This is a genomic window from Frankia sp. AgKG'84/4 (assembly GCF_023242965.2).
Lineage (GTDB): Bacteria > Actinomycetota > Actinomycetes > Frankiales > Frankiaceae > Frankia.
In genome coordinates this window covers 1-2,012 of sequence record NZ_JALKFU020000965.1, presented here as the reverse complement: position 1 = coordinate 2,012, position 2,012 = coordinate 1, and the positions used below count along the sequence as shown (strand labels likewise).

Sequence of the window (2,012 nt, the reverse complement as noted above, 5' to 3'; positions counted from 1 at the left end):
CACGTCCGGGACCAGGTCCAACGCCTACCGGATCCTCGCCCGCCGGCTCTGACCCCGGGAACGCGCAGGGACCCCGGCCCGGGGCGACGATCACCTACGAGTCTGGCCCACCGCGCCCGCCCGCTCGCGCCCACCCCCCGCGAGGGCCCGGCGGACACACCGGCGCCACCACCCCGACGGGCCCTCTAGATCGACACGACACCGCGTCACTGCGGGATCACCACCGAGTCAGCAGAGAGTGACAAATGCCACCAGATATGCGCAGCGCCACGGCCCGAAAGCCGATGACCATGCAAACAGGCTCGCGTTCTGCCGCAGAAGACGGTTGACTGTCCATTGTCACCGGAGACGCTGGGCAGATCGGCCCGCAAAGGGCCCTCGGTGGGCAGGAGGTCGGCGCGTGGCAGAGGCGCTGGTTCTCAATGCCACGTACGAGCCTCTGTGCGTGGTGTCGCAAAGACGGGCGCTTGTCCTGGTCCTGACCGAGAAGGCCGTGATGGTCGAGTCGGCCGGTCAGGTTCTTCGCTCCGCGGCGGCCGCGATCGATGTTCCGATCGTGGTGCGGTTAGCGCGTTTCGTCCGGGTGCCCTACCGCTCCCAGGTGCCGCTGACCCGCAAGGGCGTGCTGGCCCGCGACCACCACCGGTGTGTCTACTGCAATGCGCCGGCAACGTCCTTGGACCACGTCATTCCCCGTTCTCGCGGCGGGGCGCACGTCTGGGAGAACGTGGTGGCGGCCTGCGGCCGCTGCAACCACGTCAAAGCCGACCGGGCCGTGGCTGATCTTGGCTGGCGGCTCCGCACGGCGCCCCGCGCGCCGAGCGGAGCCGCTTGGCGCATTCTGGGCTCCCGCCGGATGGATCCGCGCTGGTCGGCCTACCTGAGCACCGAGGTCGCCGAGGCCGCCACCGCCTGAGGGCCCTCAAGGGCACTGTCCCGGCGCCGCTTCGGCGCGTCGCGGGGTAGCTGGCGGCGCACCGGGCAGGTAGCCGGCGTGCGCATACTCGTGACCGGGGCGACCGGCTACCTCGGCGGCCGGCTCGCCCCCCGCCTGCTCGACCGCGGCCACCACGTCCGGGCGATGACCCGCGACCCGGCCCGCCTGCGGGACATCCCCTGGGCGGCCCGGGCCGACGTCGTCCAGGCCGACGCCCGCGACCCGGCCACGCTGCCGGCCGCGCTGCGCGGCATCGACGTCGCCTACTACCTCATCCATTCGATCGACAGCGGCGGGGACTTCTCCACGGTCGACCGCCAGGCGGCCGCCGCCTTCGCCGCCGCCTGCCGCGACGCCGGCGTGCGCCGCATCATCTACCTGGGCGGGCTCAGCCCCGCGGGAGACGGCGAACTCTCCGCGCACCTCAGCTCCCGCCAGGAGGTCGCGCGCATCCTGCTGGACTCGGGCGTTCCCACCCTGGTGCTGCGGGCCGCCGTCATCATCGGCAGCGGCAGCGCGTCGTTCGAGATGCTGCGCTACCTGACCGAGCGGCTGCCGATGATGCTGACCCCGCGCTGGGTGCGCACCAGGATCCAGCCGATCGCCGTCCGCGATGTGCTGCACTACCTGCTCGGCGGGCTGACGGTACCGGCCGACGTCCACGGCTCGTTCGACGTGGGTGGGCCGGACGTGCTGACCTACGCGGAGATGATGCAACGCTTCGCCACCGTCGAGGGCCTGCGCCCACGGGTGATCATACCGGTGCCGATGTTGTCGCCGGGGCTGTCGTCGCTGTGGGTGGGGCTGATCACCCCGGTGCCCAAGAGGATCGCGCGGCCACTGGTGCGATCGCTGCGCACCGAGGTGGTGGTGACCGACGGCGGGGCCGTCCGCCGCCTGATCCCCGACCCCCCGGGCGGCCTGCTTCCGTTCGACACCTCCGCCGCCATGGCCCTCGCCCACGTCCGGGAACGCGGCGTGGAGACCCGCTGGTCCACGGCGGTCTGGCCGACCCGCGCCCCCAGGAGGGCTGGCAGCGCCGCGGCGCGGGCCGCGCGGAGCGCCCCCTTCGACG

At 72.9% G+C, this 2,012-nt stretch carries 2 protein-coding genes; both read left to right on the top strand.

All coding sequences use genetic code 11. The features are described 5' to 3' along the window. Window positions 1–400: 400 nt before the first annotated feature. The gene (locus MXD58_RS26425; RefSeq protein ID WP_248838927.1) at window positions 401–916 is read left to right on the top strand and encodes an HNH endonuclease; all 516 of its coding nucleotides are present in this window, start codon (window positions 401–403) and stop codon (window positions 914–916) included. Window positions 917–994: 78 nt separating this feature from the next. Beyond that, a partial coding sequence (locus MXD58_RS26420; protein ID WP_250610478.1) for an NAD(P)H-binding protein occupies window positions 995–2,012 on the top strand: 1,018 nt, incomplete at its 3' end.